At 64.6% G+C, this 23820-nt stretch carries 20 protein-coding genes; 13 read left to right on the top strand and 7 right to left on the bottom strand.

All coding sequences use genetic code 11. The annotated features are described in order from the left end of the window. Positions 1 to 27: 27 nt before the first annotated feature. Positions 28 to 1413: a sensor histidine kinase gene (locus tag E8E95_RS14500; protein WP_280351236.1), complete on the bottom strand. Its 1386-nt coding sequence runs from the start codon at positions 1411 to 1413 to the stop codon at positions 28 to 30. Beyond that, on the bottom strand, positions 1406 to 2077 hold the full coding sequence (locus E8E95_RS14495) for a response regulator (protein ID WP_077527432.1): 672 nt from the start codon (positions 2075 to 2077) through the stop codon (positions 1406 to 1408). The genes E8E95_RS14500 and E8E95_RS14495 overlap by 8 nt, the downstream gene beginning before the upstream one ends. A 201-nt stretch (positions 2078 to 2278) precedes the next feature. On the opposite strand from E8E95_RS14495, the gene E8E95_RS14490 reads away from it, so the two are divergent. From E8E95_RS14490 to E8E95_RS14465, 6 genes are all read left to right on the top strand, one after another. Beyond that, the gene (locus E8E95_RS14490; protein ID WP_280351234.1) at positions 2279 to 3544 is read left to right on the top strand and encodes an OprD family porin; all 1266 of its coding nucleotides are present in this window, start codon (positions 2279 to 2281) and stop codon (positions 3542 to 3544) included. Positions 3545 to 3574: 30 nt separating this feature from the next. Further along, positions 3575 to 4549, top strand: a complete 975-nt coding sequence (locus E8E95_RS14485) for a tripartite tricarboxylate transporter substrate binding protein (protein ID WP_179060989.1) — start codon at positions 3575 to 3577, stop codon at positions 4547 to 4549. Between the two features lie 62 nt (positions 4550 to 4611). Next, positions 4612 to 5055 (top strand): tripartite tricarboxylate transporter TctB family protein, encoded by a 444-nt coding sequence (locus E8E95_RS14480; protein ID WP_280351231.1) that lies wholly within the window; start codon positions 4612 to 4614, stop codon positions 5053 to 5055. Position 5056: 1 nt separating this feature from the next. Then, on the top strand, positions 5057 to 6568 hold the full coding sequence (locus E8E95_RS14475) for a tripartite tricarboxylate transporter permease (protein ID WP_280351229.1): 1512 nt from the start codon (positions 5057 to 5059) through the stop codon (positions 6566 to 6568). Next, entirely contained in the window at positions 6561 to 7583 is a 1023-nt protein-coding gene (locus tag E8E95_RS14470) for an AbrB family transcriptional regulator (RefSeq protein ID WP_280351227.1), read from the top strand. The genes E8E95_RS14475 and E8E95_RS14470 overlap by 8 nt, the downstream gene beginning before the upstream one ends. Positions 7584 to 7702: 119 nt before the next feature. Beyond that, positions 7703 to 8566, top strand: a complete 864-nt coding sequence (locus E8E95_RS14465; protein ID WP_280351225.1) for a DUF6279 family lipoprotein — start codon at positions 7703 to 7705, stop codon at positions 8564 to 8566. Between the two features lie 8 nt (positions 8567 to 8574). Here E8E95_RS14465 and ung read toward each other — a convergent pair whose 3' ends face one another. Next, positions 8575 to 9270, bottom strand: a complete 696-nt coding sequence (gene ung, locus E8E95_RS14460; protein ID WP_280351223.1) for a uracil-DNA glycosylase — start codon at positions 9268 to 9270, stop codon at positions 8575 to 8577. A gap of 109 nt (positions 9271 to 9379) precedes the next feature. Here ung and E8E95_RS14455 point away from each other — a divergent pair, with 109 nt between their 5' ends. Next, positions 9380 to 10222: an HDOD domain-containing protein gene (locus E8E95_RS14455; RefSeq protein WP_280351221.1), complete on the top strand. Its 843-nt coding sequence runs from the start codon at positions 9380 to 9382 to the stop codon at positions 10220 to 10222. 189 nt (positions 10223 to 10411) lie between these two features. On the opposite strand, the gene E8E95_RS14450 is transcribed toward E8E95_RS14455, so the two are convergent. Then, a complete protein-coding gene (locus E8E95_RS14450; protein ID WP_280351219.1) occupies positions 10412 to 11293 on the bottom strand; it encodes an AraC family transcriptional regulator in 882 nt (293 codons plus the stop codon). Between the two features lie 130 nt (positions 11294 to 11423). Between E8E95_RS14450 and E8E95_RS14445 the strand changes: the two genes are divergently transcribed. From E8E95_RS14445 to mmsB, 5 genes are read left to right on the top strand one after another with little or no spacing between them, the layout of a single operon-like run. Then, entirely contained in the window at positions 11424 to 12917 is a 1494-nt protein-coding gene (locus E8E95_RS14445; protein WP_280351217.1) for a CoA-acylating methylmalonate-semialdehyde dehydrogenase, read from the top strand. Between the two features lie 49 nt (positions 12918 to 12966). Continuing rightward, the gene (locus E8E95_RS14440; RefSeq protein ID WP_280351215.1) at positions 12967 to 14130 is read left to right on the top strand and encodes an isobutyryl-CoA dehydrogenase; all 1164 of its coding nucleotides are present in this window, start codon (positions 12967 to 12969) and stop codon (positions 14128 to 14130) included. 10 nt (positions 14131 to 14140) lie between these two features. Further along, positions 14141 to 14959 carry an enoyl-CoA hydratase gene (locus E8E95_RS14435; RefSeq protein WP_280351213.1) on the top strand — a complete coding sequence of 273 codons (819 nt, stop codon included), beginning with the start codon at positions 14141 to 14143 and terminating at the stop codon, positions 14957 to 14959. Positions 14960 to 14982: 23 nt separating this feature from the next. Next, a complete protein-coding gene (locus tag E8E95_RS14430) occupies positions 14983 to 16086 on the top strand; it encodes an enoyl-CoA hydratase/isomerase family protein (protein WP_280351211.1) in 1104 nt (367 codons plus the stop codon). Positions 16087 to 16128: 42 nt separating this feature from the next. Next, complete coding sequence (gene mmsB / locus E8E95_RS14425) at positions 16129 to 17013, top strand: 3-hydroxyisobutyrate dehydrogenase (protein WP_280351209.1); 885 nt, start codon at positions 16129 to 16131, stop codon at positions 17011 to 17013. A 111-nt stretch (positions 17014 to 17124) separates the two neighbouring features. Here the strand turns inward: mmsB and E8E95_RS14420 are convergent, their stop codons facing one another. The 3 genes from E8E95_RS14420 to E8E95_RS14410 all read right to left on the bottom strand — a co-directional run bounded on the left by E8E95_RS14420 (position 17125) and on the right by E8E95_RS14410 (position 22090). After that, a complete protein-coding gene (locus E8E95_RS14420; protein ID WP_280351207.1) occupies positions 17125 to 18483 on the bottom strand; it encodes an HlyD family type I secretion periplasmic adaptor subunit in 1359 nt (452 codons plus the stop codon). After that, a complete protein-coding gene (locus tag E8E95_RS14415) occupies positions 18473 to 20629 on the bottom strand; it encodes a type I secretion system permease/ATPase (RefSeq protein WP_280351205.1) in 2157 nt (718 codons plus the stop codon). The genes E8E95_RS14420 and E8E95_RS14415 overlap by 11 nt, the downstream gene beginning before the upstream one ends. A gap of 108 nt (positions 20630 to 20737) precedes the next feature. Beyond that, entirely contained in the window at positions 20738 to 22090 is a 1353-nt protein-coding gene (locus E8E95_RS14410) for a TolC family outer membrane protein (protein WP_280351203.1), read from the bottom strand. Between the two features lie 334 nt (positions 22091 to 22424). Between E8E95_RS14410 and E8E95_RS14405 the strand changes: the two genes are divergently transcribed. Further along, on the top strand, positions 22425 to 23820 hold a 1396-nt coding region (locus E8E95_RS14405; RefSeq protein ID WP_280351201.1), incomplete at its 3' end, for a retention module-containing protein.

Below are 23820 nucleotides of genomic sequence, written 5' to 3'. Positions count from 1 at the left end.
TTCGCCCCTACATCACATGGCATGGCATCACGCCGGCGGGAAACTCACCCGCACCTTCAATCCACCGCTGTCACCATCGTGCAGGCTGATCTCAGCCTGATGGGCGCGGCAAATCTCACCGACAATGGCCAGCCCCAACCCCGCGCCCCCGCTCTGGGCATTGCGACGATAGAAGCGCTGGAACACCTTGTCGCGCTCCTCGGGCGGAATGCCGCTGCCGTCGTCCTCGACCTCCAGCAGCGCGGGTGAACGAACCCGCAGGATCACATTGCCACCCTTGGGCGTATGGGCCAGCGCGTTGTCCACCAGGTTGCAGAGCAGTTCGTTGAGCAGGGTCGGCTCGCCCATCACCCAGACCTGATCTTCCGCCTCCAGGGCAAGGGCAATACCGCGGGCATGGGCCAGGGGCGCCAACGCCATGCCCAGTTCTCTGGCCAGTTGGCCCAGCTCGATGCGTTCGGCACCGCCTTCGGCGATGGCACGCGCACCGCTTTCGATACGCGCCAGGGATAGCAACTGGTTGGCCAGGTGAGTCAGGCGATCGGTGTTCTGCGCTGCCTCCTCAAGCGTCGAGCGCCAGACCGCCGGTTCGTGCTCGCGCAAGCCCAGCTCCACCCGCGCCTTGAGAGCGGCCAGCGGCGTGCGCAGTTCATGGGAGGCATCGGCAATGAAGTCCGCCTGGCGCTGGAACAGTCCGCGCAGACGTTCGGTGAACTGGTTGAGCGCATCCACCAGGGGACGCAACTCGCGCTGCACCGCGACTTCCGGCAAGGGTCGAAGGTCATCCGCCTGACGCTCTTCCACCGCCAGGCGCAGCTTGTTCAACGGACGCAAAGCAGCGCTGACGGCCAGCCAGACCAGCACCAACGCCGCCACCACAAGCAACACCAGGCGCCAGATGCTGTCGACCAGCAGGCCCCGGGCGAGGCGCTCACGGGCGCTTTCGGTTTCCGCCACGCGGATTTCCGCAATGCCGTTCAGCCTGGGCTCGCTCACCGGCTGCAGCAGGCTGACCACGCGCACGCCTGTGCCCTCGTACTCGGCGTCGTAAAAGCGCGCCAAGGCAGGGTAATCGTCCGTGCGAAGGGTGCCCGGCGGTGGCGCCGGCAGGTGGTCGTAGCCGGACACCAGTTTCCCGTCCGGATCGATCACCTGGTAGAAGATGCGCCCGGCACTGTCGTAGGCGAAGACATCGAGCGCCACGTAGGGCACGTCCGCCCGCAAGCGACCATCGGTCTCATAGAGGCCATCGGCGATGGCCCGTGCCGAGGCCAGCAGCGTGCGGTCGTAGGCCGTGTCGGCGGCCTCGCGGGCATTCCAATAGGAACTCAGGCTGGCGATCAGCAGCAGCGCACCCAGCATCAACGCCAGACGCCGCAGCAGCCGCCCGCGCAGGCTGCCGGCTTCACGCATCCTGGCTCTCCAGCAGGTAGCCCAGGCCCCGGAAGGTGACGATACGCACTGCGCTGCCTTCCAGTTTCTTGCGCAGGCGATGGATGTAGATTTCGATGGCGTCGGGACTGGCTTCTTCGTCCAGGCCGAATACCTGGGAGGCCAGCTGTTCCTTGCTCATCACGCGCCCCGGCCGTGCGATCAGCGCTTCCAGCACCGACTGCTCCCGTGACGTCAGGCTGAGGATTTCGTCCGCCAGGCTGAAACGCCGCGTGCCCAGGTCATACACCAGCGCGCCGCAGCGTTGCTGTTGCTCGCCCCCGAGAACACTGCGGCGCAGCAGCGCCTTCACCCGCGCTTCCAGCTCAGTGAGTTCGAAGGGCTTGGCCAGGTAATCGTCGGCACCGAGGTTCAGGCCATGGACCCGGTCTTTCACCTCGCCACGGGCGGTCAGCATCAGCACCGGCAGTGTCTTGCCGCGCCCGCGCAGACGCGCCAGCACTTCGAAGCCGTCCATGCGCGGCAAGCCGACATCCAGCACCGCCAGCGCGTAGTCCTCGCTGGCCAGCGCCAGGTCGGCGGCGACGCCGTCGTGCAATACGTCCACCGTCCAACCCGCGCCCTTGAGCACCTGGGCAACGCTCTCAGCCAACTGTGGATGGTCTTCGACCAGCAGGATTCGCACGACAAAGTCTCCGAAATGGCAGCGATCGGTCAGAAGTTTAACGGTGCGCCAGCCTCTGTGAACGACATGACGACTTTCTTTCACGCTGAAAGGCTGGCGAAAGTTTCACTGCATAGCATCGCGACAGGGTGGCAAGTACCACCCCCTAAAAGCCGGCCCGTGGTTGCGCCGGCTTACAAGAACAACAATGGAGACCACTCGATGCTCACTGCCGCACGGCAGGCGCATGCGCCTGTTTGCACACTCAGCCTCGCCATCGCTGGCTGCACCCTGGCCACGTCAGCCCATGCCGAGTTCATCAAGGACAGCTCGGCGACCCTCGAAGCCCGCAACATCTACCTCAACCGCGACTTCCGCGACGGCAGCGGCCAGTCCAAGCGCGAAGAATGGGCGCAAGGTTTCATCCTCAATCTCCAATCCGGCTACACCGAAGGCACCGTCGGCGTTGGCCTCGACGCTCTCGGCATGCTTGGTATCAAGCTCGACTCCGGCCCCGGTCGTAGCGGAACCGACCTGCTACCAGTGCAGGACGACGGCGGCACCCCAGACGAATACAGCAAGCTCGGCCTGACCGCGAAACTCCGCGCCTCGAACAGCGAACTGCGACTCGGCACCCACATTCCCGAGCTGCCGGTGGTGAAGGCCAGCGACAGCCGCATCCTGCCCCAGGTCTTCGAAGGCGGCCTGCTCAGCTCCAAGGAGATCAGCAACCTGACCTTCACCGGCGGACGCCTGTCGGAGGTCAAGGACCGAGCCTCCACCAACTCCGAAGACCTGGCCATCAACAACAAGAACAAGCGCTTCGCGGCGGCCGCCACGGGCGACCACTTCGACCTTGCCGGCGCCGACTACGTCTTCAACAAGCATCTCACCGGGCGTTACTACTTTGCCGAACTGGACGAGGTCTACCGGCAGAACTTCTTCGGCCTGCTCGCCAGCCACCCGCTCGGTGCTGGCACCCTCAGCGCCGACCTGCGCTACGTCATCAGCGACGACACCGGCCGTGCCGAGGCCGGCAAGGTGGACAACCGCGCCCTCAACGGCATGGTCAGCTACGGCCAGGGCAGCCAGAAGTTCGGCCTGGGCTACCAGCGCATGAGCGGCGACACCGGCTACGCCTACATCGATGGCAGCGACCCCTTCCTCGTCAACTTCGTGCAGATCAACGACTTCGCCAACGCCGACCAGCGCTCCTGGCAAGCCCGCTACGACCTGGACCTGGCCGCCATGGGCGTGCCCGGCCTGAGCTTCATGACCCGCTACATCACCAGTGACAACGCCCAGGTGACCGGCAGCAGCGAAGAAGGCCGCGAATGGGAACGCGATGTCGAGTTCAAGTACGTGGTGCAGAGCGGCAGCCTGAAAAACCTGGGTGTGCGCGTCCGCCACGCCGGATTCCGCTCCAACTTCGCCCGCGATGCGGATGAACTGCGCCTGATCGTCAGTTACGCACTGCCCATTTGGTGAACCACAATAAAACTCCACAGGAGAACCCCGATGAAAACTGCCCTCTCCCGCATCGCCCTGATCACCTCCGGCCTGCTCTTGTCCACCCAGCTGATGGCCGAGCCCAAGCGCCCCGAGTGCATCGCGCCGGCCAAGCCCGGCGGCGGCTTCGACCTGACTTGCAAGCTGGCCCAGAGCGGCCTGAAGGATGAAGGTCTGCTCAAGGCGCCCATGCGCGTGACCTACATGCCCGGCGGCGTCGGCGCCGTGGCCTACAACGCAGTGGTAGCCCAGCGCCCGAAGGACGCCGGCACCATCACTGCCTTCTCCTCCGGCTCCCTGCTGAATCTCGCGCAAGGCAAGTTCGGCCGCTATGACGAGAACGCCGTGCGCTGGCTGGCGGGCATCGGCACCGACTACGGCGCCATCTCCGTGCGCGCCGATTCCCCCTACAAAACCCTGGGCGAGCTGGTCGAAGCCGTGAAAAAAGACCCGGCCGCCATCGTCTTCGGCGCCGGCGCCACCATTGGCGGCCAGGACTGGATGCAGACCGCCTTGATCGCCCGCGCCGCCGGCATCGACCCGCAGAAACTGCGCTACGTAGCCTTCGAGGGCGGCGGCGAAACCCTGACCGCCATGCTCGGCGGCCACGTGCAGGTCACCAGCAGCGGCCTGGGGGAAATCACGCCGCAGCTCGCCGCCGGCAAGATCCGCATCCTCGCCGTGCTGTCCGATCAGCGCCTGCCCGGCAAGCTGGCAGAGATTCCCACCGCCAAGGAACAGGGTTTCGACATCGTCTGGCCGGTGATCCGTGGTTTCTACATGGGCCCGGAGGTGAGCGACGAGGACTTCAACTGGTGGAAGCAGCAGTTCGACACCCTGTTGGCCAGCGACGAGTTCGGCAAGCTGCGTGAACAGCGCGACCTGTTCCCCCTGAGCCTCACCGGCGACCAGTTGAAGGCCTACGTCTTCGACCAGGTGAAGCAGTACAAGCAACTCGCTGGCGAATTCGGCCTGGCGCAGTAAACGCCTGATCCCTCCCCTCTCCGACACGGGGAGGGGATTACATCCTTTCTGGGTATTCCGCCATGTACGTACGAATCTTCGCTGCGGTCTGGCTGCTCGTCTGCGCCATGCTCGCCGTGGTCGCCTGGGGCTTCCAGGCCCCCTTCAGCTACGACCCGGTCGGCCCGCGCGCCTACCCCCTGCTGCTGCTGTTCCTGATGGCCACCGCTGCAATCTGGCTGATCTACAAGCCAGGCGATGCCGACAATCTGCCGATCTCCTGGCCACTGGCGCGCAAGGTGGCCCTCTGCGTGTTCGCCCTGTTCGCCTATGCGCTGCTCTTCGAACCCCTTGGTTTCATCGTCAGCACCTCCCTGGTCGGCTTCGGCCTCGGCGTGCTGTTCATGGGGCGTCCGCTGGCCAGCCTGGTCAGCGGTGTGCTGATGGGCGGGCTGCTCTACGGCCTGTTCGACTATCTGCTGGATGTCCCGCTGCCCCTGGGCCTGCTGGCATTCCTGGAGAACTGAGATGGAAACCCTGAACTTCCTGGCCCAGGGCTTCGATGTCGCCCTGCGCCCGATCAACCTGCTGGTAGCGCTGTTCGGCGCGTTCGTCGGCACCGTCGTCGGCCTGCTTCCGGGCCTGGGACCGATCAATGGCGTGGCCATCCTGTTGCCCCTGGCCTTCGCCCTCGGCCTGCCGCCGGAAACCGCATTGATCCTGCTGGCCGCCGTGTACCTGGGTTGCGAGTACGGCGGGCGCATCTCGGCCATCCTGCTCAACGTACCGGGTGACGCCGCGGCCATCATGACCACTCTCGACGGCTACCCGATGGCGCGTCAGGGCAAGGCGGGCATCGCCCTGTCGCTGTCCGCCATGAGCTCCTTCATCGGCAGCACCATCGCCACCATCGGGGTCGTGCTTTTCGCTCCGATCCTGGCCAACTGGGCGGTGGCCTTCGGACCCGCCGAATACTTCGTGCTGATGGTCTTCGCCATCGCCTGCCTGGGCGGGATGGTCGGCGACAAGCCGGTCAAGACCCTGCTCTCCGCCCTGATCGGCCTGGGCCTGGCCACCGTCGGCGTGGACGCGACTACCGGCGTCTACCGCTTCACCTTCGACAGCGTCGGGCTGTCCGATGGCATCCAGTTCGTGATCGTGGTCATCGGCCTGTTCAGCGTCAGCGAAGTGCTGCTGATGCTCGAACACACCGCTACCGGCCAGCAAGCGGTCAAGGCCAGCGGACGCATGCTGTTCAACTTCAAGGAATTCACCTTCACCTGGTGGAGCAGCGTGCGCAGCTCCCTGTCGGGCTTTGTCATCGGCGTGCTGCCGGGTGCCGGCGCCACCATCGCCAGCGCCATCAGCTACATGAGCGAAAAGCGCATGGCAGGCAGCTCCGGCCGCTTCGGCGAGGGAGATCTGCGGGGTGTCGCGGCTCCGGAAGCGGCCAACAACGCCTCGGCCTGCGGTTCGCTGATCCCGATGCTGACTCTCGGTGTACCGGGTTCGGGCACCACCGCCGTGATGATCGGCGCCCTGACCCTGTACAACATCACGCCCGGCCCGCTGCTGTTCGAGCAGCAGCCCGATGTGGTGTGGGGCCTGATCGCCTCGCTGTTCATCGGCAACGTCATCCTGCTGGTGATGAACATCCCGCTGGTGGGCCTGTTCGCGCGCATGCTCAGCGTGCCGACCTGGATCCTCGTGCCGGCGATCACCATCGTCAGCGTGGTCGGCGTCTACGCCGTGCACAGCACCACCTTTGACCTGGTGCTGATGGCCGCCCTCGGGGTGTTTGGCTACCTGCTGCGCAAGATGGACTTCCCGCTGTCGTCGCTGATCCTCGGCTTCGTCCTCGGTGAGTTGATGGAATCCAACCTGCGTCGCGCGCTCTCCATCACCGACGGCGATCTGGGCATTCTCTGGAGCAGCCCGATCACCATCGCCCTTTGGGTGCTGACTGCGATCATGCTGGCCCTGCCGGGCATCCGCTGGATGCGTACACGTCGGGCCAAGGCGAAGCTGGCCCATGCCTAAGTGGTTGCTGACGCCGCTGGTGGGTGCCGCCGGCGGCTGGCTGGCCAGCCTGGTGGGCTGGCCGCTGCCATGGATGGTGGGCTCGCTGCTGGGCGTGATCGCCGTGCGCTGCATCGGCAACCTGCCGCTGGCGGAAGTCCCCGGCGGCCGCAAATGCGGCCAGTGGGTAGTCGGCATCGGCATCGGGCTGCATTTCACCCCGGCGGTCATCGAGCAGGTGCTGGCCAATAGCGCGATCATCCTGGTCGGCGCCGTGGCCACCACCCTCTCCAGCGTCATCGGTATCAGCCTGATGCTGCGCAGCGGCGAGGATCGTGCCACCGCTTTCTTCGCCAGCATGCCCGGTGGCGCCAGCGAGATGGTCAACCTCGGCCAGCGCAATGGCGCGGTGCTCAGCCGCGTCGCCGCCGGCCAGAGCCTGCGCTTGCTGCTGGTGGTGCTGAGCGTGCCCGCGCTGTTCCAGCTGTTCGTCGGCGTGCCTGCCACACAGCACCAGATGGCACAGGTCGACTGGAGTTGGCTTGCCCTTCTGCTGGGCGGTGGCGCGTTGCTGGCAATGCTGATGCAACGCTTTAACCAACCCAACCCCTGGCTGATCGGCCCCTTGCTGGTGAGTGCCGCGATGAGCATCGGCTTCGACCTGCAACTCGGCCTGCCGCAGGGCGCCAGCCAGCTGGGCCAATGGCTGATCGGCAGCGCCCTGGGCTGCCACTTCGACCGTGCATTCTTCCGTCGCGCGCCCGCCTTCATCGCCCGGACGCTGTTCGCCACTGCCCTGGGCATGGCCTTTGCCTCGCTGGCAGCGGAGCTGCTCGGGTGGCTGGACGGGCTCGATCACCGCTCGCTGATGCTGGGCATGATGCCCGGTGGCATCGCCGAACTCAGCCTGACCGCGGAAGCCCTGCAACTCTCGGTGCCGCTGGTCACCGCCCTGCAGGTGCTGCGATTGCTATTGGTGCTGTTCCTCGCCGAACCGGTGTTCCGGCGCTGGACGAAGCAAGAGAGCCACGCTTAGCCCGCCTTGTGCGGGCTTTTTTTATTCTTCTGCAACATCCGGTTGCGGCCACCGGTCCACAGGAAATGAGACGCGCCTATGCTCTCCCCTTATTCGCTGGTCGCCCAAGGCTGACTTTCATGTCCGGACGCATGGCTGCATTCCGCTATTCGCTGCTCGCCACAGCCATCCTGCTGCTGGTCGCCTGCAGCCGGCTCGACCTGGCCTACCGCAATCTTGACCTGGTCATCCCGTGGTGGATCAGCAAATACATCACCCTCGATGACAGCCAGGAAGCCTGGATGACACCACGATTGCAAAAGCACCTGGCCTGGCACTGCAGCACTCAGCTGCCGGAGTACGTTGCCTGGCTGGAACAACTCGACCAGATGAGCCAGCGCCCGCAAGTAAGTGCCACCGACCTGCGCGGTCAGTTCGTGCAGGTACGCAATGCCGTGCACGACCTCTCCGTACAGGTCACCCCTACGGTGCTGGGGCTGGCAAAGGACCTTTCACCCACGCAGATGGGCGAGCTCTACGTCGCCATGGACGAACGCAATGCGAGACTTCGCGAAGAGCACGTCGCGCCGCCCCTCAAGGAGCAGGTGACAGCCAGGTCGCTGCGGATGCGCGCGCGCGTCGAGCAATGGATGGGGCCCTTGCGGGCGAGCCAGGTGGCGCGAATCGATACCTGGGCCAAAGGCCAGGGCGACTACAACCGCATCTGGGCGGAGAACCGCGAGAACTGGCAGAAGGAGGTGCGCAACGCCCTGTACGTTCGACACGCCTCGAACTTCCCGGCGCGCATGACTGCCTTGTTGCAGGAGCCGGAAGACGCCTGGACGCCGGAGTACCGCAAGGCCTATCCGGCAGCGGAGAACGCCCTTGCGCAGCTGCTCACCGACCTGTTCAACAGCGCCGATGAGCGGCAGCGCAATGCGCTGCGCGAATACATCGGCGAAATGGTCACCGACCTCAAGGGGCTGGAATGCTACCCCGGCTGAACCCGACCTCAGAGGTCGGGCAGGCTCCAGTTGATCGGGTCCAGGCCGTGCTGGGCAAGGAACTTGTTGCAGCGGCTGAAGTGGCCATTACCGAGGAAGCCCCGATAAGCCGACAGCGGCGAGGGATGCGCCGACTTCAGGATCAGGTGCTTGGTAGGGTCGATCAGCCGTTCCTTGCTCTGCGCATGGGAGCCCCAGAGCAGGAACACCAGGCGCGGACGGCTCTGGCTCACGACTTCGATGACCTTGTCGGTGAAGGGCTGCCAGCCGGCGGCGGCGTGGGAACCGGCCCGAGCCTGCTCGACGGTGAGGGAGGTGTTGAGCAGCAACACGCCCTGCTCTGCCCAGGACTGCAGGTAGCCGTGGGAAGGAATCTCGATGTTCAGGTCGCGCTTGAGTTCCTTGTAGATGTTCTGCAAGGACGGCGGCGTCGGCACGCCCGGCTGAACCGAGAAGCACAGACCATGCGCCTGGCCCGGTCCGTGGTAGGGGTCCTGGCCGATGACCACCACCTTCACCTGCTCCAGCGGCGTGGAGTTCAGGGCATTGAAGATCAGCGGTCCGGGCGGGAAAATCACCTTGCCGGCGCTCTTTTCCTGGCGCAGGAAGTCGCCCAGGGCCTTCATGTAGGGCTTTTCGAATTCATCCCGCAGAGCTTCTTTCCAACTCTCTTCGAGCCTGATCCGGTCGTCGCTTTCAGTCATCACTCTATCTATTCCGTGGCGATTGCCGGGGCGCTTCCCGCCCGATGGTCGGGCACCCTAAGAAATGCCCACTACCCTTGTCAATCAAGGACGTCTGGAGCAAGCCCACATGGATAATCGTCACGACACGGTGAAACTCGCGCTCTACGAGCGCTTTCTCAAGGACGCCGGCGCGCTGCCGCCGATGCCTGAGGCTTCCCTGCGCCTGCGCCAATTGCTGACGAGTGACGCCCCCTCCCACGAGCAGGCCACTGCCCTGCTGGAGAACTTCCCCAATCTGGTCGAACGCCTGATGGAGTTCGCGGCCCTGCCCCTGCTCGGCCACATCCAGCCCGGCGCGCGGCTGCTGGATGTGGTCAGGCAACTGGATGGCAGACGCCTGGTCAACCTGGTGCTGGCGTTCGAGCTGCACCAGTTGTTCGAAGGCGACGAACCCAGCCTGCGCAAGGTCTTCAACAAGCGCTGGCACCTCAGCCTGCAACGCGCCGCCCTGAGCGCGGGCCTGGCCCAGCACCTGCCCCACCTGGAGGAAGAAGACGCGCTGCTGGCAGGCCTGCTTCAGGACATCGGCAGCCTGCCGCTTCTCCGAGAGCTGCACCAATGGCCACAGGTGTCACGCCTGGAAGTCGACGTGCAACGGCTTTGCGAACAGCTCTCCGCCGAAGTCGGCGTGTTGTTGCTCAGTGCCTGGAAATTGCCGACCAACCTGCAGGACTGTGCACGCCTGCGCCGCGACTGGTGCCGCCAGCACAAGGGCCCGGTTGACCTCGCCGACGTGGTGCAGGTCGCCAGCCAACTGTTGGAAGAACCCCGCAACGATGACCGCCTGGCACGACTACCGGCCTACCAGCGCATGGAACTGCCAACGCCCCAGGTGCTCCGTGCCGAACTGGCCGAAGTGGTTGCCCTGTGGCTCAAGCTGTTGGGCGGCAGGCCGCCTGAGGCGGATTGATCCTGCTGTAGGGGCCCAGGAGCCTTGTAGGAGCTAGCTTGCTAGCGAAACGGGGCCATTCGCTGGCAGGCCAGCTCCTACGGGGCAATGCAGCTCAACCCTTAATGCAAACACAGCCAATTCATTCGCCAAGGGCGAACCTGCGGTCCGCTTGGCGATTGAAATCGCCCCTACAGGAATCCATTCGATTCAGCCCTGATGCAACACCCGGTAATGACTGGGGGCCATGCCCACCACCTTGCGGAACAGCCGCGAGAAGTAATAGACGTCCTCGTAGCCCAGTTGCTCGGCGATCTGCTTCACACCGCGGTCGCCCTCATCGAGCAGGCGGCAGGCATGGGCCATCTTCAGCTGGATGAAATCCTGGATCGGCGCATGGCCGGTCAGGGCGCGGTAGGTCTTGGCGAAGTGGAAGCGCGACAGCTTGAACTGCGCCGCCAACTGATCGAGGTTGAGGCTGTCGTGCAGATGGGCGCGCATCACCGCTTGCACCGCGTCCACGTCCAGCACCCGGCCTGACTTCAGATACCCCCGTACCGGCAGTACCGCGAGGGACGTCAGCAGGGTCTGCAACTGATGCGCGGCATGGACGAAGTGCGGCAGGTTCAGGCCCTGCTTGCGCAACCCCAGCAAGGCGTCGAAATCCGCCAGCAACCGGGGCTGCACGCCGATCCGGCGCAATGCCGATTTCCCCAACGGGCGCAGGTAGTCCTCCACCAGCTCGCCTTCGAAATGCACCCAGTAGATGCTCCACGGCCGCTGCGCATCCGCGCCGTAGGCATGGACCTGCCCTTTGGGCAACAGCAGCAGGTCGCCACCGGCCACCTCGAATCGTCCATCCCCACTGTCCAGCCAGCCCTGTCCAGAGCGGCAGTAGATCAACAGGTTGTCCTCGGGCTGATGCCGTTCCATGCGGTGCCCCTGCGCCTCCGGGTAGTAGCCCAGGGCCAGCGGATAACAGGCAGAAGTCAGCGGGTGGCGGGCCAGCAAGCGACGCAGGCGCGGTGGCGTGGTGAAGCGCACGCCGTTGGCCGGCAAAGGCCAGTTGGAGGTCTCGACGGAGCGGCTCATGTGGGTTCTTGTAGTGGCCTGCAATGCCAAGATCGTCCATCCCGCAGCCAAGATCGTCAATCCACATCCGGATCGGCGGCCGCTATAAGGCAAGAAACAACAAGGTCCCGTCTCACGGGTGGAGGACCAGATGGCCCGGACAATTCCGCAGTTGATCGACGGTGAGTGGCGCGACAGCCGTGCCCGCGAGCTGATCGAAATCACCGACCCGACGACCCAGGAAGTCCTTGCCCTCGCGCCCAAAGCCACGGCGGAGGAAATCGAAGCCGCCGTCGCCAGTGCCAAGCAGGCTTTCCTCACCTGGCGCGAAGTGCCGGTCCCGGAACGCGCCCGGTTGATGCTGCGCTACCAGCAGTTGCTCAAGGAGCATCACGACGAACTCGCCGAACTGTTGGCCAGCGAAACCGGCAAGACCTTCGCCGATGCCAAGGGCGATGTCTGGCGGGGCATCGAGGTGGCCGAGCACGCCGCCAACGTGGCCAGCCTGATGATGGGCGAGACGGTGGAGAACGTCGCCCGTGAAATCGACACGGCCAGCTGGGTGCAACCCCTGGGCGTGTGCGTCGGAATCACTCCCTTCAACTTCCCGGCGATGATCCCGCTGTGGATGTTTCCGCTGGCCATCGCCTGCGGCAACACCTTCGTCCTCAAGCCCTCGGAGCAGGACCCGCTGACTCCCAACCGCCTCGCCGAACTGTTCCTCGAAGCCGGCGCCCCCAAAGGTGTCCTGCAAGTACTCCACGGCGGCCGCGAACAGGTGGACGCTCTGCTCACCCATCCCGATGTGCGCGCCATCTCCTTCGTCGGTTCGGTACCGGTGGGTCAGCACATCTACCGCACCGGCACGGCCCATCTGAAGCGCGTGCAAGCCTTCGCCGGTGCGAAGAACCATATGGTGGTGCTGCCCGATGCCCACAAGGACCAAGTGCTGAGCAACCTGGTGGGTGCGAGCTGCGGGGCTGCCGGTCAGCGCTGCATGGCCATCAGCGTGGCCATCTTCGTTGGCGAGGCGCGTGAGTGGATTCCGGACCTGGCCGCGCAAATGGCCGAACTGCGCCCGGGCCACTGGAAAGACGCCCATTCGGCCTTCGGCCCCTTGATCAGCCAGCAGGCTCGCCAACGCGTCCTGCGCCTGATAGCCGAAGGCAAGGCGGAAGGTGCGCAATGCCTGCTGGACGGCTCGCAGTGCGAGGTGCCCGACTATCCGAACGGCAATTGGCTTGGCCCCACCCTCTTCCGCGGCGTAACCGCGAAGATGGGCCTGTACCGCGAGGAAATCTTCGGCCCGGTGCTGGTGTGCATGGAAGTGGACACCCTGGAAGACGCCATCACCCTGGTGAACGCCAACCCGTACGGCAACGGCACCAGCCTGTTCACCCGTTCCGGCGGCGCCGCCCGGCACTTCCAGCATGCGGTGGAAGTCGGCCAGGTGGGGATCAACGTACCCATCCCCGTGCCCCTGCCGTTCTTCTCCTTCACCGGCTGGAAAGGCTCCTTCTATGGCGACCTGCATGCCTATGGCAAACAAGCGGTGCGCTTCTACACCGAGACCAAGACGGTCACCTCCCGCTGGTTCGATGACAGCCCGGTCACCGGCCCGAACATGACCATCCACCTGAAGTAGCGGCGAGGCGCCCGGCTGCGCCACGGGACCGAGCAAAGGCAGACGACCTATGGATTTCGACCTCACCGAAGAACAACGCCTGCTGGTGGACAGCGCCCGCGCCTTCGCCAGCCATGAACTGGCGCCATCCGCCGCAGACTGGGACCGCAACCACCACTTCCCGCTGGAGGTGATACGTCGTGCTGCGGAACAGGGCTTCCTGGCGCTCTACATCGCCGAAGAGGATGGTGGCCTGGGCCTTTCCCGACTGAGCGCCGCGCTGATCTTCGAACAGCTCGCCGCGGGCTGCGTGGCTACAACCGCCTACCTCACCATTCACAACATGGCCGCCTGGATGCTCGCGTCATTCGGCGATGCCGCGCTGAAGGCGCACTGGCTGCCCGGACTGATCAGCGGCGAACTGCTTGCCTCGTACTGCCTGACGGAGCCGGATGCCGGCTCCGATGCAGCCCACCTGCGCACCCGCGCTCGCCGCGATGGCGACCACTACGTGCTGGACGGCAGCAAGTGCTTCATTTCCGGCGCCGGCAGCACGCAGGTCCTGATCGTCATGGCGCGTACCGGACAAGAAGGCGCCAAAGGTATTTCCTGCTTCCTGGTGCCAGCCGATGCCGAGGGCATCCGCTATGGCCGCAATGAAGACAAGATGGGCTGGCGCGCCCAGCCCACGCGCACCATCACCTTCGAAGGTGTGCGCATTCCCCTCGCGAACCGCATCGGCCCGGAAGGCCAGGGCTTCGTCTATGCCATGAAGGGCCTGGATGGCGGCCGTCTGAACATTGCCAGCTGCTCCCTCGGCGCCGCCCAGGCGGCCCTGGAGCAGAGCCTGCGCTATGTCGAGGAACGCAAACAGTTCGGCAAGCCACTGGCCGACTTCCAGGCCGTGCAGTTCAAGCTGGCCGACATGCTCACGGCCCTCACCGCCAGTCGGCAGATGGTGCGCCTGGCCGCCCACCGCCTGGACCATCGCCATGCCGAGGCCAGCCTCTACTGCGCGATGGCCAAGCGCTTTGCCACCGACCAATGCTTCGAGCTGTGCAACGAGGCCCTGCAACTGCATGGCGGCTACGGTTACCTGAACGACTATCCTCTGGAGCGCTGGGTACGGGATACCCGGGTGCACCAGATCCTCGAAGGCACCAACGAGATCATGCGCGTCATCGTGGCGCGCCGTTTACTGGAACAAGGCGGAGCCATCGACCGCCTGCTGTAAGGAGATGCACATGTCTACCGCCGTTGAACCCTACCAGCCAGGAATTTTCGACCTCACCCACAAGCTGACGGTGGAAAAGCACGGCCACACCGCGTTGATCACCATCAACCACCCGCCCGCGAATACCTGGGACCGTGAATCGCTGATCGGCCTCAAGCAGCTGATCACGCACCTCAATCACGACGACCAGATCTACGCGCTGGTGGTGACCGGCCAGGGGCCGAAGTTCTTCAGCGCCGGGGCGGACCTCAACCTCTTCGCCGATGGCGACAAGGCGCGCGCCCGCGAAATGGCCCGCCGCTTCGGCGAGGCATTCGAAGCCCTGCGGGATTTCCGTGGCGTGTCCATCGCCGCGATCAACGGCTACGCCATGGGCGGTGGCCTGGAATGCGCCCTGGCCTGCGATATCCGCATCGCCGAACGCCAGGCGCAGATGGCCCTCCCGGAGGCTGCCGTCGGCTTGCTGCCCTGCGCGGGCGGCACCCAGGCGCTGTCCTGGATGGTGGGTGAAGGCTGGGCCAAGCGCATGATTCTCTGCGGCGAGCGCGTGGATGCAGAGACCGCCCTGCGCATCGGCCTGGTGGAACAGGTGGTGGATAGCGGCCAAGCCCGTGGCACCGCCCTGCTGCTGGCCGCCAAGGTGGCGCGGCAGAGCCCGGTGGCGGTACGCACCATCAAGCCGCTGATCCAGGGTGCCCGGGAGCGTGGGCCGAACAGCTGGTTGCCGGAAGAGCGCGAACGCTTCGTCGACCTGTTCGACGCCGAGGACACCCGCGAAGGCGTCAACGCCTTCCTGGAGAAGCGCGACCCGCACTGGCGCAACAAATGACCTCGAGCCCGACGAGAACGATCATGAATGTGAGTTTCGAAGAACGCAGCGGCCATCACGGCGCGCGCATCGGCATCGCCAGCCTGGATGCCGAGACCAGCCTCAACGCCCTTTCCCTGCCTATGATCGAGGCCCTGGACGCCAAACTGCGCGCCTGGGCCGATGACCCGGAGATCGTCTGCGTGCTGCTGCGTGGCAACGGCCCCAAGGCGTTCTGCGCCGGTGGGGATGTCCGCAAACTGGTGGACGCGTGCCGCGAGCATCCCGGTGTAGTGCCGCCGCTGGCGGGCCGCTTCTTCGCCGATGAGTACCGCCTCGACCACCGCATCCACACCTTTCCCAAACCGCTGATCTGCTGGGCCCACGGCCATGTGCTGGGTGGCGGCATGGGGCTGATGCAAGGCGCGTCCATCCGCATCGTCACGCCCTCCAGTCGCCTCGGCATGCCGGAAATCAACATCGGCCTTTACCCGGACGTGGGCGGAAGCTGGTTCCTCGCCCGCCTGCCGGGCAAGCTCGGCCTGTTCCTCGGTCTCGGTGCCGCAACCATCAACGCCCACGATGCCCTGGACCTCGACCTGGCCGACCGCTTCCTGCTGGAGGATCAGCAGGATGCCTTGGTCGCAGGTCTGGTCCAGCTGAATTGGCGCGATCACCCCGAAGCCCAGCTCAACAGCCTGCTCAAGGCACTGGAGCACGAAGCCCGCAGCCAACTGCCGGAAGCTCAATGGCTGCCACGACGCCAGCGTATCGACGAGCTGCTGGATGTGCCCGATGTGGCCTCCGCCTGGAAGGCCATTGCGGCCCTGCAGCACGACAGCGACGTGCCCCTGGCACGCGCCGCCAAGACCCTGGTTGGTGGCTGCCCGCTCACGGCGCACCTGGTGTGGGAACAGATACGCCGCGCAAAGCACCTGTCGCTGGCCGAAGTCTTCCGCATGGAATACGCCATGAGCCTGAACTGCTGCCGCCATCCGGAGTTTCCCGAGGGCGTGCGGGCCCGACTGATCGACAAGGACAACGCCCCGCGCTGGCACTGGCCGGATGTGGCGGCCATTCCCCGTACGGTGATCGAGGCCCATTTCGAGCCGGTGTGGGAAGGCCGGCATCCGCTGGACGATCTCTGACAACTCGCCCGCCGCCACGGTGCCGGGCCAAGGAGAAGCACGATGAGCAAGATCGCCTTTATCGGACTGGGCCACATGGGACTGCCCATGGCCCGCAACCTGCTCAGGGCTGGCCATGAACTCAAGGTCTACGACCTGATTCAGGCCGCCGTCGACGAGCTGGCGGCCGAGGGCGCCAAGTCGGCCCGGGACGCTCGCGATGCCGTCAGCGGAGCCGAGGTCGTCATCACCATGCTGCCGGCGAGCAAGCATGTGGAAGGCCTGTTGCTGGGTAGCGACGGGTTACTCGAGTCCATTCCCCCCGGCAGCGTGGTGCTGGAATGCTCGACCATCGCCCCGGAATCCGCACGCAAGGTTCACGCCGCCGCCAAGGCGAAGGGCATCGAGTTGCTGGACGCTCCCGTGTCAGGCGGAACTGCAGGCGCTGCGGCCGGCACCCTGACGTTCATGGTGGGCGGCGAGGCGGCGACACTGGAAAAGGCGCGGCCGGTCTTCCAGGCCATGGGCAAGAACATTTTCCATGCAGGCCCCGATGGCGCCGGCCAGGTGGCCAAAGTCTGCAACAACCAGCTGCTGGCGGTGCAGATGATCGGCACTGCGGAGTCCATGGCCCTTGGTGTGGCGAACGGCCTGGACCCGGCGGTTCTGGCCGAGATCATGCGCCAGAGTTCGGGCGGCAACTGGGTGCTGGAACGCTACAACCCCTGGCCGGGGGTGATGCCCAACGCACCGGCGAGCAAGGACTACGATGGCGGCTTCATGGCCGAACTGATGGCCAAGGACCTTGGCCTGGCCCAGGAAACCGCACAGGGCAGTCTTTCCAGCACGCCGATGGGCGCCCTGGCGTTGCAGCTCTACCGACTGCTGCTCAAGCAGGGCAAAGGGAAGAAGGATTTCTCGGTGGTGCAGAAGTTGTTCACCGAGTGAGGCCAGCGACGCCTTCCTTGTAGGAGCGAGCTTGCTCGCGAATGTTTTTGCACGGTGGTTCGCCAGCAAGCTGGCTCCTACAAATAGACAGTCCACCCCACGCGAGTGGGATCACCGCTCCCGCAGCGCCTCGGCACGAGCCTTGATGATGGGCTTGAGCAGGTAGCTCAGGATGCTTTTCTTGCCGGTCATGATGTCCACCGAGGCCACCATGCCGGGGATGATCAGCAGCGGGTTCTGGTCGCTTCCCAGATGGCTCTTCTGGGTCCGCAGCTTGATCAGATAGAAGCTGTTGCCTTCATCATCGGTAATGGTGTCCGCACCGATCTGTTCGAGGTCCGCGGTCAACCCGCCGTAGATGGTGAAGTCATAAGCAGTGAACTTGACCATGGCGCTCTGCCCGGGATGCAGGAAGGCAATGTCCTGCGGGCGGATACGCGCTTCCACCAGCAACGTATCGTCCAGCGGCACGATTTCCACCAGGTCGCTGCCCGGCTGGATAACGCCGCCGATGGTGTTGACCAGCAACTGCTTGACGATGCCCCGCACCGGCGAAGTGACCAGGGTGCGCTTGACGCGGTCCTCCAGGGCCTTGCCGGTGGCGTTGGCCTTGTTCAGTTCGGTGCGCGCCTCGTTGAGCTGAGCCAGCGCCTCGCTGCGGAAGCGCGAACGGGTCTCCGCAATCTTGCGCTCGGCTTCCTTGATCGCCGACTCCGCGCGGGGAATGGCCAGGCTGGTGGCTTCCAGTTCGCCGCGGTTCTCGACCTCGGCTCGGCGCAAGCGCAGGACTTCCACCTTGGAGATCGCCCCCTGGGCCACCAGCGGTTCGGAAATGGAGATTTCCTGCCGCAGGAGCTGCAGGCTGTTGCGGTATTGGCCCTGCTTGGAGATGAACTCCTGCAGCTCCTGGCGACGCTGCACCAGCTGCTCTTCGAGGCCAGCCACTTCTTCCTGCAACTGCTGCTGACGGCTGCGGTAGAGGGCGTCTTCGCTGTTCGCCTGCTCGGGAGCGAGCTTGCGCAGCTCTTCGGAGATCTGCAGCGGCCGGTCATCCACCTCGGCACTCAGGCGTTCCACCCGCAGTTGCATCGCCGTGCGGTCGGCCTCGGTTTCACCGACGTTGGACTCGAAGCGGGTCGGGTCCAGGCGCAACAGAGGGTCACCAACCTCCACTACCTGGCCTTCACGGATGAACAGCTCGGAAACGATACCGCCTTCCAGGTTCTGCACCTTCTGCAGCTTGGACGATGGAATCGCCTTGCCTTCGCCACGGGTGACCTCATCCACCTGCGCGAAGTGAGCCCAGAGCAGCATGAACAGGGTGAAGCCAATGAGCACCCAGATGGTCAGGCGCACCACGCGCGGCGCGTCCTCCACCAGGGCCTTGTTGACCTCCGGCAGAGGTTGGTCGGCCAGCGAATCACTACCCTTGAAGTACTGGCGCAGTGCGCCGAAATCCTTATGCGACACTGATCTGCCCCTTCTTCAGCGCTTCCATGACCGCTTCCTTCGGACCATCGGCGATGACCCGGCCACGGTCGATGATCAGCAGACGGTCCACCAGCGAGAGCATCGAGGCGCGGTGCGTGACCAGTAGCAGGGTCTTATTGGCGATGACCGCGGAGAGACGTTCCTTGAGGCGTTCTTCGCCGGGGTTGTCCATGGAGCTGGTTGGTTCGTCGAGCAGCAGGATGGGCGGGTCAAGCAACAGCGCGCGGGCCAGGGCGACGTTCTGCCGCTGACCACCGGAGAGGTTCTGGCCCCGCTCGCCGACCTGCAGTTCATAACCCTGCGGGTGCATCCGGGCGAACTCGTGTACGCCGGACAACTCGGCCGCCTGCAATACCAGCTCGTCTTCCACATAGCGGGCGCCGGACATGAGGTTGTCGCGCAGGGTGCCGCTGAACAGCTGGATGTCCTGAGGCACATAGCCGACGTTGTGGCGTAGCTCACTGACATCCAGCTGGCGGATGTCGGTGCCGTCCACCAGCAGGCTGCCCGAGTCTGCCTGGTAGAGGCCGACGATCAGCTTGGCCAGGGAGCTTTTGCCCGAGCCGCTGCGACCAATGATGCCGATCTTCTCGCCCGGACGGATGACCAGATTGACCTCACTGAGAGCGAGCGTCTGCTGGTGCGGGTAGGTGAAGTTGATCTGGCGCAGTTCGAGGCTGCCCTGCAATTTGGAACGTACCAGGGGCTGTTCGCTTTCCTGGCGCTCCTGGGGCAGGTCCATCATCTGATCCACCGACTTCATGGTCAGGCGCGCCTGCTGGTAGCGGGTCAGCAGCCCGGAGAGCTGGGTCAGCGGACCGAGGGCACGGCCATTCAGCATGTAGCAGGCGATCAGCCCACCCATGCTGAGGTCGCCAGCCATGATCAGGTAGACGCCGGCGACGATCATCACCACGCCAGCCAGTTGCTGGATCATCAGCGTCAGGTTCATTGCCAGACTGGAAAGCATCTTCACCCGCAGCTCGAGACGGCCCAGGGTGCCGATGGTCTGCTCCCAGAGGTACTGGCGGTCGCTCTCGGCATTGTTGACCTTCACCGCATCGAGGCCGGCGAGGGTTTCGATCAGGCTCGACTGGCGCTCGGCGGCCAGTGCCATGGTGCGATCCATGGTCGCCACCAACGGCTTCTGCAACAGCCAGCTGATGCCCATGGCGAGCGGAAACGCCAGGATCGGCACCCACACCAGGTGGCCGCCGAGCAGGCCGATCACCAGCAGGATCAGCAAGGTGAACGGCAGATCGATGACACTGGTCAACGTCAGCGAGGCGAGGAAGTCCCGCAACGTCTGGAACTCGTGGATGTTCTGGGCAAAGCTGCCGACCCGCGCCGGACGGTATTTCATCGCCATGCCAACGATGCGCTCGAACAGCGTCGCGGAAATGATCAGGTCGGTCTTCTTGCCGGCCAGGTCCAGGCACAGGCCGCGCATGGTCTTGAGCAGCAAGTCGAACACGTAGGCACCGCCGATGCCGACGGCCAGCACCCAGAGGGTGGCGACAGCCTGGTTGGGTACGACGCGGTCGTAGACGTTCATCACGAAAAGCGGCGCGCCCAGGCCGATCAGGTTGATCAGCAGGCTGGCGGCAACCGCATCGGTGTAGAGCCAGCGGGAGCGCTTGAGGGTGTCGCGGAACCAGGACTTGGTGCGCGGGATCAGGCTGCCCTGATTAAGGTCGTACTTGTGCTGGGGCTGGGCGAAGAACACATGGCCGCTGTAGTCCTCCTGCAGCAGCTCGCGGGAGACCTTCACCTCACCGCCATCGCTCTCGCTGAGCAGCAGGCGCGCACCGCCGTCGTCGTCCCAGCCGAGCATCACCGCGCAACGGCCTTCCTTGAGCAGCAGCAAGGCCGGCATGGCGATCTTCGGGATCTGCTCCAGGCGACGCTGCAGCAAGCGGCCCTGCAGGCCGACACGGGCGGCAGCGCGGGGTAGCAGTTCGGCGGTCAGGCGTTGTTTGGGCAGCGGCAGGCCGCTGGTGAGCATCGCCCGATTGGCAGGCTTTCGATGCAGGACACAAAGGGATAGCAGCGAGTCGAGCAAAGGATCGTCATGCTGCCCGCGGGGATCGGTATTGATGTGTGCGCGACTGACTTCTGGATCCACGCCTGGATTCTCTGCTCTGGGTTCTTCGGGTATTCAGGTCCCAGGCCGGACGACACGGCGCAGGAGGGAGGGATTTCCTGCTGCGCCGCGCGGATCCGAATCAGGTACCTAGTTGAGGCCGGGGAGAGTTGCTTCTGGCTTGAGCTCGGTCTGCACGACCGTAGCCATCGGTGCCACCACTCCCTGGCTTTTCAGCAACTCGCCTATGGTCGCCTTGATGCGGTACTGAGTAAACAGCTCGGTGTAGCGCAGGTCCACCAGGCGACGTGAGGCGGTGAACAGCTCGTTTTCGCTGTCCAGGAGGTCGAGCAGGGTACGTTCGCCAATGCTGAATTGCTGCTGGTAGGACTCACGCACGCGGGTGCTGTAGTCGACGTATTGCTGGGCGATCGGCAGCTGTTCGCGGGCATTGCCCAGGGCGTTCCAGGACAGGCCCAGTTCCTCGTTCAACACGCGCAGGGCGTTGTTGCGGATATCCAGCGCTTCGTTGATCTGGTAGGCCTTGGATTCCAGGTCCGCTTTGTTGCTGCCCCCGGCGAACAGGTTGTAACGCATGCGCAACATCGCCTGCCAATCGTTGACGTGGCCGTCCTCACCGTCGATGTCATTGTCCGCTCCACGGGACAATTCGGCATCGAAGCGCGGGTAGAAGAAGGACTTCGCGGCGTCGTACTGTTTCTCGGCGGCAGCGACATCGGACTCGGCGGAACGCAGGATCGGGCTGTTGGCCAGCAGGGTCTGGCGGGCTCCCTCGAGGGATTCCGGCAGTTGCCCCGGCAGACCGGCCGGCTCGCTCAGATCCGCCGGGTCAATGCCCACGACGCTGTAGTAGTTGGTGCGGGCGTCGTTGAGGTTGGTCTGCTCGGTGATCAGGTTGTTGCGGGCCTGGGCCAGACGCGCTTCAGCCTGGTCCTGGTCGGCCAGACGCCCTACCCCGCGTTCACTGCGCAGGCTGATTTGATCGAAGATGCGCTCGTGGCTGCGCAGGTTGGCCTGGGCCAGGCGGACCATTTCCTCGCGGCGCAGCACATCTATATAGACCTGCGCCACGTCCAGCGCGGTGCGCTCAGAAGTCCCCAGCAGCGAGTAGGCACGGGAGTTCACGGTGGCCTGCTGGCGGCCGACTTCGTTCTGCGTGGCAAAACCGTCAAACACCATCTGCTGCAGTCGCAGGCTGGACTCGCCACGGGTCATGGTTTTCCAGTGGTCGTTGCCGGTGGCGCGGGTGGTGGTGTTGTCGGTGCCTTCGCGACCATAACCGCCCAGCAGGTCGACGGACGGTAGGTAGCCGCCCTTGGCTGCCCTCAGCTGCTTGTCGGCAGAAAGACGGCTATTAACGCCCGCCTGGATTTCCGGATGAACGTCCATGGCTCGCTGCATCGCCTCGGAGAGGCTCTGGGCTTGCACGGGAAGGCTTGCAGCCAGGGCGAAAGGGAGAACGGCGGAGAGTCGCAGACGCATATTCTTGGCATCCTTTTCGTTGAATTGGAGGTCCGGAAACTTCACTGGCGCTTGCTGTCCGTCAAGGCTCGGATTTCGTGAACGGAGTCACACTCGAACCCGGTGGACGAACACATAAATATCAAAGTGACAGCATGAAATCGATTGTTTAGGATGGAAGCCAATTGGTCAATACTTTGGCATATATCCAATAGCCAATTGTAATAAGCCAATATATTGGCGCCACCGTTTCGCCATGTAACAAACTATAGATAGGGAATGTCAGTCCTGCGCGAAGTCCTCCTAAATCGACCCCAGTGACGACAAGCCAGATCCAATTCAGGAGAGTCACCCCATGAGCAGTGTTATTGCGATCGTCAAAAGCATTGTTGGCCAGGTCTTCGCAATGTCCCCGGAAGGGTTCCAGCGCCTGCTCGTGGAGGGTGACCGCCTGTTCAAGGGCGACCAGTTGCAGACGGGCCTCGAGGGGATGGTGACGCTCGAGCTCACCGACGGTCGTACCGTCGATCTGGGTCGTGACGCGCAGTGGAGCGAGACCGACGCAGTCGCCAGCATTGAGGCCCAGGCTGCGCAAACCGCTCCGCAAACGCCTGCCGATGACGTCGCCCAGTTGCAAAAGGCCATTGAGGCGGGCGTCGACCCGACCAAGGAACTCGAAGCTACCGCGGCCGGCCCAAGCGCGGGTGGTGCGGGTGGCGGTGCCGCTGGTGGCGGCCACAGCTTCGTGATGCTGGATGCGACGGGTGATCGCGTCGACCCCACTATTGGCTTCACCACCGGAATCGAGCCGCTCGCGACCGAAGTGCTGGTAGAGGACGACGCCACGCCCACCGTGGATGCAGCCCCGGCCGATGAGCCCGATAGCGGACTGCCGGATGAAACCCTGCCGGGACCGGATGTCCCCAATGGTGCTCCGCAAGCCCAGGACGCCAGCCTCACCACCGACGAAGACACCCCGGTGAACGGGCAGCTGGGCGCCACCGATCCCGAGGGCGACCCGCTGACCTACTCGCCCGGCGACGGCCCGCGTAACGGCGCCGTGGTGATCAACCCGGATGGCTCCTACACCTACACGCCCAACCCGAACTTCAACGGCACCGACAACTTCACGGTGATCGTCGAAGACGGCAAAGGCGGCACCGATACCATCGTCGTCACTATTGGCGTGAATCCGGTGAACGATGCCCCCGTCGCAGCCAACGATGGCCCGACTGCAGTGACCGAGGACACTCCGGCCAGCGGCAACGTGCTGACCAACGACGGCGACACCGACGGCGATAGCCTCACCGTCACCCAGTTCAGCGTAGGCGGAACCACCTATTCAGCTGGCCAGACCGCCACCCTCTCCGGCGTCGGCACCCTGGTCATCAATGGCAATGGTTCCTACACCTTCACGCCGGCCCCGAACTACAACGGCCCGGTGCCGACCGCGACCTATAGCGTCAGTGACGGCACTGCCACTGATACCGGTGAGCTGAGCTTCGGCAACGTAAGTCCGGTGGACGATGCGTCCGTTCTGGCCGCCGACAGCAACAGCGTGGCCGAAGACAGTTCGGCCACCGGCAACGTGCTGGGCAACGACAGCGATGTGGACAACAGCCTCACCGTCACCAGCTTCAGCGTGGCCGGCATCAACGGCAGCTTCAATGCGGGCCAGACCGCCGCGCTCAATGGCATCGGCAGCCTGGTGATCAACGCCAACGGCACCTACACCTTCACCCCGGAAGCCA

The sequence above is a fragment of the Pseudomonas sp. BN414 genome (genome assembly GCF_029871275.1).
Lineage (GTDB): Bacteria > Pseudomonadota > Gammaproteobacteria > Pseudomonadales > Pseudomonadaceae > Metapseudomonas > Metapseudomonas resinovorans_C.
The sequence above is the reverse complement of the archived record's forward strand: the minus strand, read 5'-3'. Positions and strand labels throughout refer to the sequence as shown.